The sequence below is a fragment of the Ruminococcus sp. AM31-15AC genome (assembly GCF_003462045.1).
In the GTDB taxonomy this organism is placed as follows: Bacteria; Bacillota; Clostridia; order Oscillospirales; family Ruminococcaceae; genus Hominimerdicola; species Hominimerdicola aceti.
This window is the reverse complement of the sequence record NZ_QTYG01000007.1, coordinates 75,438-83,801: the sequence shown is the minus strand read 5'-3', so window position 1 is coordinate 83,801 and position 8,364 is coordinate 75,438. Positions and strand designations below refer to the sequence as shown.

General features: G+C 39.9%; 6 protein-coding genes and 1 pseudogene. 2 read left to right on the top strand and 5 right to left on the bottom strand.

Going from position 1 to position 8,364, the window contains the following annotated elements; translation table 11 throughout:
- Positions 1-260 precede the first annotated feature (260 nt).
- Positions 261-935, top strand: coding sequence for a uracil-DNA glycosylase (locus tag DW793_RS03605; protein WP_117927595.1), 675 nt, complete (start codon positions 261-263; stop codon positions 933-935).
- Between the two features lie 150 nt (positions 936-1,085).
- Here the strand turns inward: DW793_RS03605 and DW793_RS03600 are convergent, their stop codons facing one another.
- The 4 genes and pseudogenes from DW793_RS03600 to DW793_RS03585 all read right to left on the bottom strand — a co-directional run bounded on the left by DW793_RS03600 (position 1,086) and on the right by DW793_RS03585 (position 5,674).
- Positions 1,086-3,272, bottom strand: coding sequence for a hypothetical protein (locus tag DW793_RS03600; RefSeq protein ID WP_118157090.1), 2,187 nt, complete (start codon positions 3,270-3,272; stop codon positions 1,086-1,088).
- A gap of 20 nt (positions 3,273-3,292) precedes the next feature.
- Positions 3,293-4,065 (bottom strand): annotated as a pseudogene (rlmB, locus tag DW793_RS03595) (23S rRNA (guanosine(2251)-2'-O)-methyltransferase RlmB).
- Between the two features lie 132 nt (positions 4,066-4,197).
- Positions 4,198-4,458, bottom strand: a complete 261-nt coding sequence (locus DW793_RS03590; RefSeq protein ID WP_118157089.1) for a hypothetical protein — start codon at positions 4,456-4,458, stop codon at positions 4,198-4,200.
- 532 nt (positions 4,459-4,990) lie between these two features.
- Complete coding sequence (locus DW793_RS03585; RefSeq protein ID WP_117876055.1) at positions 4,991-5,674, bottom strand: DUF6062 family protein; 684 nt, start codon at positions 5,672-5,674, stop codon at positions 4,991-4,993.
- 128 nt (positions 5,675-5,802) lie between these two features.
- On the opposite strand from DW793_RS03585, the gene DW793_RS03580 reads away from it, so the two are divergent.
- Entirely contained in the window at positions 5,803-6,606 is an 804-nt protein-coding gene (locus tag DW793_RS03580) for a DNA-3-methyladenine glycosylase family protein (protein ID WP_117876054.1), read from the top strand.
- Positions 6,607-6,652: 46 nt separating this feature from the next.
- Here the strand turns inward: DW793_RS03580 and argS are convergent, their stop codons facing one another.
- Complete coding sequence (gene argS / locus DW793_RS03575; protein WP_118157088.1) at positions 6,653-8,341, bottom strand: arginine--tRNA ligase; 1,689 nt, start codon at positions 8,339-8,341, stop codon at positions 6,653-6,655.
- Between the last annotated feature and the right edge of the window lie 23 nt (positions 8,342-8,364).

Below are 8,364 nucleotides of genomic sequence, written 5' to 3'. Positions count from 1 at the left end.
TGAGAAATATATCAGAATGTGCAAAATAAAATCAGGTTTGAAGAAATTGATGATTAGTATAGAAAACAATTATTTTATAAATTTCCTCCAAACAGTTGATTTTACAGCGAAAATATGATAAAATTATAGTAGTATATTTTATGAAAGGAACGATAGTTAATGAACGACAAGAAACCTATGGTCATGAGAATACTCGTTCTCGCTTTGGTTGCCGCACTTATACTCGGTCTGATCGTTGGAACTGTCATTAGTGCTGTATAATGGTGCATATCGGAAATAGCTGGGACGATATTCTGGCTGATGAGTTTAAAAAGGAATATTATTTGAAACTCCGTGAATTTTTGAAATACGAATATTCACACTTCACTGTTTATCCTGATATGCATGATATCTTCAATTCATTGAAGTACACGCCTTATGAAAACGTCAAGGCTGTTATCATTGGACAGGATCCTTACCATGGTCCGGGACAGGCTCATGGTCTTTGTTTTTCCGTTAAAGCTGGTGTGAATCCACCACCGTCTTTGCAGAATATTTTCAAAGAACTTAACGCTGATCTTGGTATCCCTATACCTAATAATGGCGAACTTACCGATTGGGCTAAGCAGGGCGTACTGATGATGAACACTGTTCTTACTGTTTGTCAGGGTCAGCCTAATTCTCATAAGGGTAAAGGTTGGGAGCAGCTTACTGACGCTGTAATAAAAAAGCTTAATGAGCGTAATGTGCCTACTGCGTTTATCCTTTGGGGTGGCAATGCTAAGGCTAAGGCACCACTTATAACGAACCCTATTCATGCAGTATTCAAGGCAGCTCATCCATCTCCATTGTCTGCGTATAATGGTTTTTTCGGATGCAGGCATTTTTCTAAGGTTAACGATTTCCTTGTAAGTAACAATATTCAGCCAATAGATTGGACAATAAGCAATAAGTAAAAAATAACCTCGGTTTGTATCACTACAGGCCGAGGTTTTATTTTTATAGTTTTTTGATGTGCTGTATAAGCAACGCTACGCCCGTTACAATGAGATTGTAGACGATAACTAACGTTGGAGTAAGCTGAACAAACGAACCTGCCAGCATCATTATAAGGCTATGAGCGCCGCAAGTATCGTTGCACCATACATCACTGACGCACCAAGTTCTGCGGTAAATTTGAGCCTTTTTGCACCTATCACAAGCATTGCAAATGACGGAAAATGTCCGCTGCAAAGCATTGATGAAGCCTGACGTGGAACGTACTCGGTTTCGCTTTCGTAATCCTTGTGATATCTGAAGCTGAGAAGCTTAACGCTGTCGCTCTCAATATCAAAGAGATCAGAGAGAAAACGCTGTGAAAGGAAGCCGTCAACTGTTCTTATTACTGTTGTGATACCTTCAAGTTCAAGTTCCTGAAGCCAACGTGTAACGGACAGATTAGGCGATACCTGAATAACGAACATTGCTGCTGTTATTCCAGAAATAGAAAGATAGACAGCAACATTCCCATTTGTATACTCCTTCTCTTTTGCTTCTGACGGCAGACCGTCAATAGAGTGGTTTTCCATGAGCTCTCTTGTACCAAGAAGTACACGTTTGTTTTCTATCCAGCCCGAAAGTCCAAGACCGTCCTCATAAATGTAGCTTTCAACAGGATAAAGCAACTCAGTCTTGCCTCTGAGCATTTTGTAGAATGTAGACTTAAGAACACTTCCCGATTGACAGCTAAGGCTTGCCGCCATTAAAATGCAGTCTTCAATAGAAATAGCTGAGAGAAGCTTAAGGTTTGCAAGCTCAATGCTTCCTTTAGGGAAAAGCTGTTCAGCGTCAACAAGAAGTGAATTTGTGTCAGCAAATTCATCAACAGAAGAATATCCCAGCATTACCGCTGAATACTGCAAATACTTCTTTGTAGCTCTTGCCAGAGGTACATTTACTATAAGCATTACCGCAAACGAAGAACACATGGTAACAGTGCCTGAGAAAGCCGCAAGTGCTATGAACAAACGTTCTTTCATGTTTGACGCACCCTTATCAAATATAAGTGACAAAAGTGCTATAACAACGCCTGCAATGAGGATATAAGGACTTATTTTCTTTGAATACTCATCTGAGATATCAGAAGTGTAGCTGTTCTTCATAAAATCGTCCACAAACTCGGTTTTGCGCATAGCTGCTATCTTTGGCTCTGCAACAGCGCCTCTTGTGAAGTTTTCTGCTATTTCCTCATCTTCAACGGATGTAACTGCATATCTCTCAAAATCTCCTGCAACGTACCTAAAATTACGCTCAGTACGTTTTACCACCATAAGTTTTCCAAGAGTATTGAATATCAGACCCACGATTGCAACGGATATGTAAACATGGTAAACACTGTCACGAATAGACTCAGGGTCAAATAGATTTATTATTCCTGCAATGACTGTAATAAAAATACCTATCGCTGCTATTGTATCATTATCTGCCTCTTTTTTAAATAGGCTTTTCATTCCTGCAAGAAGCACGTTATAGCACACCGCTATAGAAATAAGACCCAAAATAGTGTTTGCAAACAGATATGCCGCAGGGGTTATCGTTCTGTCAAATGTCTTTATAAGAGGCAGTTCCAAGTCATTTGCAACCGTGATGAATGTGCTGAAAATGCCTGTAAACAGAAGTACACAAAGCCTTAGAACAAGGTTGCTCTTCACATGACGGATAGAGCCAAAGACCTTTTCGGCGTCATCAAACTTCTTAAACTCCGTCTGCCCTGCCTTGTCTTTATCGTTTGTATCATTACTGTCAGGCTCGCTTTCCTGCTCGTCAGTTTTAAGAACAAAGCTGTCAACTTTCTTCTTTCTGTGCTGTGATAATATAGAGGATTTTTCCTCATAGGTGGCGTCATCAGGGATAAGTGCCTTGTCAAACTCCTCTGTTTTCGGAATTATTTTTCCCGTCAGTCCCATTTTGATATCTTTAAGGCTTGCCCTGTTCACAGGCGGAATGCTCTGCTTTGCAGCCTTGCCTTTTTTATGTTTGGTGAGATTATTTATAAGTGCAGCATTTTCCTCGTTACGTTTTTTTTCGTTCGTATGATCTGATGCCAATTCATCATCAAAATCTGTTGCTTTTATTGGATCATAGCCGTCACTATCTATATCGCTGGTATCATTATCTTTTTCAATACTCTCATCAATATTAGTATCTTCATTTAAAATTTCATCGTTTTCCTGTGACTCGTCAGTCTTTAAATCGTTTTCAACTTTTTCGCTGTATTCTGAAATTATATCGTCTATTGAGAATTTATCAGCCAAAGCTTTAACCTCCCTGTTCCTTATAGATTTCTCTGTCTTACGGCTTCATACATAAAAATGCCCGCCGCAACGGAAGCATTCAAAGAATTGACTTTGCCTGCCATAGGCAAACTAAGCAAAAAATCACATTTATCTTTTATTAAACGTCCCATGCCGAAGCCCTCAGAGCCGACTATCAGCCTATAGGACCAGTTAGCTTAACTTCAGTATAGCTCTGACCCTCGCCGTCAGTTCCGTATATCCACACACCGTTTTCTTTAAGCATATCAATAGTTGCTGCAAGATTTGAAACTCTTGCAGCAGGCAACCAGCTTGCTGCACCTGCGGACGTTTTGAAAACAGTTGCGTTCAATGATGCACTTCTTCTCTTTGGAATGATAACGCCGTGAGCACCTGCCGCCTCAGCCGTTCTGATTATTGCACCAAGATTATGCGGATCTTCTATCTCATCGCAAATGATAATGAAAGGATCCTCTCCCTTTTCATTTGCGATGCTGAGAATATCCTCCGGAGACACATACTCCGCACACGCACCCATAGCAATAACACCCTGATGTGAAGCTCCCCTGCTCATATTGTTGAGTTTTGTTTCGGTAACACGCTTGATATTTATGCCTTTTTCCTTTGCAAGTCTACAAATAAGTGTTATAGAGCCTTTAGCCTCAGGGTTAATATAGATAGTGTCGATCAGCTTATTTGCTTTTAAAGCCTCGATAACAGGGTTTCTGCCAATTATAAGCTGCAGTTCATTTTCTTCGTCTAAATTATTATTTTTATCTTGATAATTACTCATTGAATTTTCCTTTTCAAAAAAATATACTACTCGTAATTATACCACAAAAAAAACATAATGCCAATAGTAAACAGGCTTTTTATATAGACTTTCGACGATTTACACAAATTTTATCAATGATATTTATGCTTATCACATACACAATGCGATAAGCAGCAGAACAAGCAATGCCACACCCATTATAGTTGATATCACAGCCGCAAAGTTGAATTTTCTGTTTGTCGAAAACATTTTGTCCCCCGTTATCGCACTTGCGATATCAACAGCATTTTTTCTTAAAATATCAGGGTGTAGATGATTTTTATTTGCGTTTACAAATAATAGAATCTTACCAAAACATTCATTTTCTGTACACTTTATTTCGATGATTTGTTTATTAATTCCTTTGAGCATGACGGTCAACTCCTCTGAATACCAATTACTTGATTATATTACTGATTGTTGGCATTTAAAAAGTGCAATATTCAACATTTCAACGCAAAAATGTTGAATATGAAAAGTTTTCAACATTCGTAGGGGCATTTTCTGTTGAAAACCATGTTGAAAACGTTGAAAACTCATGGTTTTATCGGTATTTGCAGGCTGTTGAAAACTTCATATTATAACGAAAATCGACCATTTAAGCGAAAAAACGCTAACTTTTGGGAACAAATACACACGAGAATGTTACGAATATATTAACATACAAACTTGTTTGTTGAAGGTTATTTGTTAGCAGTGGAATAACCGCACTTTACATAATTTTTGAATTTGTTTGAGAATAAATTTACAATGCTAGATTCAAAGTACAAAAAAATGACCCGATCAAAGAACAATGACCTATTAAATGATATAAGCTGATCTTCTGTACATATAATTGTACTTTTACAATCTTATGCATAAAATCTAAGCTGTAACCATTGTAACGAAAAGTAACGAAAATTTCTTATCTTGTGGTAAGAAATTTTATAGCACGCTCTATGGAGTCTTTTGAGTTTCCCCAATCGGCATTTGCTCCTGTGTTACGGTAGTCATACATCTTGCAGTAGTGTGATACGTCCGCTTCAAGAGTGTCAAGATATTTGCTTGTCAGCTCGCCGCAAGCGTCAATAAACTGCTTCTGATATTTCTTATCCATATTTTCAGTACACATAGACACTAAAAGGTCATAGTGCGGCAGACAAAGCATTTCCTGCTGAGCAAAAAGATCTCTGAAATCACGCTGTTGAACATACATCTCAAACAGCGTAACGAGTATCCTTGACATTCCCCAATCCACCTTGCTGCATACAAAACATTCGTTATTTACTGCGCTGACTTTCTTTTGCTTTGCTGTCTTGCCCTCAAACATTTTCTTTCGTGTGAAAATATGCTTTTGCATATCCTGCAAATGTGATTGAAGCATAAGCGCAAGTGACAGTCTATTTTTGCAGGCTCTCATCTGTTCAAAATGTGTTTTGCAGAAACCGAGCTTATTGGTCTCAATACGCACGTCTGGCTCCATCATAGCCGCTCCCATTATGTACTCAACAGTTCTCTGCTCCAACGTATCACGCAGGCGGCATATTGGACAGCCGCATTTCGGCTCAAATATATCTGTGACAGGTATTGTCAGAATGCTTTCTCTCATATGATCTATCCTTTCTTAGATATGTTTATTTTATCCGCTTGAAAAATACTAATATTTATAGTATAATATTTTTTGTAGAATTTTGCAAGTAGATTCGATGATTTTATGATAAATAGGAGCTGAATTTTATGGATTATACACAAAGCGGCAGTGACATTTTGCTGAAACAGTCTGATTTTGGACTAGATGATACACTTGATTGCGGACAGGCTTTTCGCTGGGAGAAGATAGATAAAAAAACTTACAGCGGAGCTTTCCTTAACAACAAACTTACCATAAGTGAGGAACCCGAAAATGGCGTGTTTAGGCTTCATGACACTACTGTGCAGAACTTTGAAAACATTTGGATCGATTATTTTGACCTGAATACTGATTATGGGGAGCTTAAACGCCGCTTCTCTGAGAACGAAACTCTGTCAAAAGCCTGCTCATTTGCAGGCGGCATAAGAATACTCAGGCAGGACAGTTGGGAGGCGTTATCTTCCTTTATAATAAGTCAGAACAACAATATCCCAAGGATAAAGGGCATTATAGGACGTTTGTGTGAGCATTATAGCGGCTACCCTTCTGCCGAAGATATGGCAGATGAAACTATAGACAGCCTTGCGTATCTGCGTTCAGGGTTCAGAGCAAAATATCTTGTTGACGCCATTGAAAAGGTTTTGAGCGGTGAGATAGACTACCAAAAGATAAAAGAAATGCCCCTTGACGATGCACGAAACGAGCTTATGAAGATCAAGGGTGTTGGTCCGAAAGTTGCTGATTGTACACTGCTTTTCGGCTTTTACAAAACGGACGCTTTCCCAAAAGACGTGTGGGTGAAGCGAGTGCTTGCACAGTGGTATCCGAACGGACTTCCCTCTTGTGTGAAGGGTGTTGAGGGCATTGCACAGCAATATCTATTCCACTACATAAGAAATACCCAGAAATAACAAACGACCCGATCGTAGAGTTTCCACAGTCGGGTCTGATATTTTATTACATAGACTCTGGACAAGTTATCTTGAGCATATCAAGAATATTCTTTATTACCTGCTTAACTGCAAGTGAAAGTGAAAGTCTTGCCTGCATAACGCTCTCGTCTTCTCCCATGATACGGCAGTTGTTATAGAACTTGTGATACATTGTAGCAAGGTCTATAACATACTTTGTTACCTTAGCTGGGTCATAAGCCTTTGCAGCCTCGTTTATAACGTTCGGCAGAGTAGCAAGGAGTTTTATCATCTCCTGCTCCTCAGGCGCTGTGAGGACGCTGAGAGCCGTCTTGTCGAGGATCTTAACTTCAATGCCCTCTTCGTTCATCTTTTTAAGGACAGAACAAATTCTTGCGTGTGCATACTGTACATAGTAAACTGGATTCTGGCTTGTCTGAGATACAGCAAGGTCAAGGTCAAAATCGAAGTGAGAGTTAGGCTCACGGAGATTGAAGAAAAATCTTGCTGCGTCTATCGGTATCTCGTCAAGAAGAGTAGAAAGTGTGATAGCTTTTCCTGAACGCTTTGAAAGCTTATACTTTTCACCGTTACGGACAAGGTTTACCATTTGCATGATAACAATGTCAAGTCTGTCAGCGTCAACGCCAAGTGCAGTCATAGAAGCTTTGATACGAGCTATATATCCGTGGTGGTCTGCACCGAAAATATCTACAGCCTTATCGAATTTTCTTACTGCAAGCTTGTTGTAGTGATATGCGATATCAGGCACAAGATATGTTGGCACACCGTTTTCACGAACGAGAACTCTATCCTTTTCGTCACCGAACTCTGTTGTTTTAAACCAAAGGGCACCGTCTTTTTCATAGGTATGACCGCTTGCTTTGAGCTGTTCGATAACTCTCTGAACTGAGCCGTCCTTATGAAGTGTGCTTTCGTTGAACCACTTGTCATACTGTATTCTGTATTTGCCAAGGTCGTCATGAAGTTTCTGAATATTCTTAGGAAGTGCAAAATCGCAAAGTGCCTGACGGCGTTCCTCGCTGTCAGCGTTCACATACTTGTCGCCGTATATCTCATTGAATGCGTTTGCATGGTCGATTATGTCCTGACCCTTATAAGCGTCCTCCGGAAGCTCAGTTTCAGGCTTGTATATCTGAAGATATCTAACTTCGAGTGAAGTCTTGAACTTCTCTATCTGATTGCCTGCGTCATTGATATAGAACTCTCTTGCTACCTCATAGCCTGCCTTTTCAAGAACAGACGCAAGACAATCGCCTATAGCTCCGCCTCTTGCGTTGCCTATGTGCATAGGACCTGTTGGATTTGCAGAAACAAATTCCACAAGAACGCTCTTTCCAGCGCCAAGGTCAGTTTCACCGTATTTCTCTTTCTGCTCCAAAACAGTGGCAACTACAGTTGCATACCATTCAGTAGAATAGAAAAAGTTGATGAACCCAGGACCTGCCACTTCACATCTTGCAAAGTATGAGCCGTTAAGGTCTATCTTGGATACGATAGCTTCTGCTATTTTTCTTGGATTGTTTCTGAAAGGTCTTGCACATACCATTGCGGCATTAGTGGAAACGTCACCGTTTTTTGAGTCGGCAGGTATCTCCGTATTAAATGCAGGAACAGGCTCTGCTGGAAAAGTTCCGTCTGCAACAAGCTCGCCCATAGCCTTCATTACAAGCTCCTTAGCCTGAATAAATGCGTCGCTTATGAGATTAGTCATATTATTTTTCCGTCCTTCCAAAT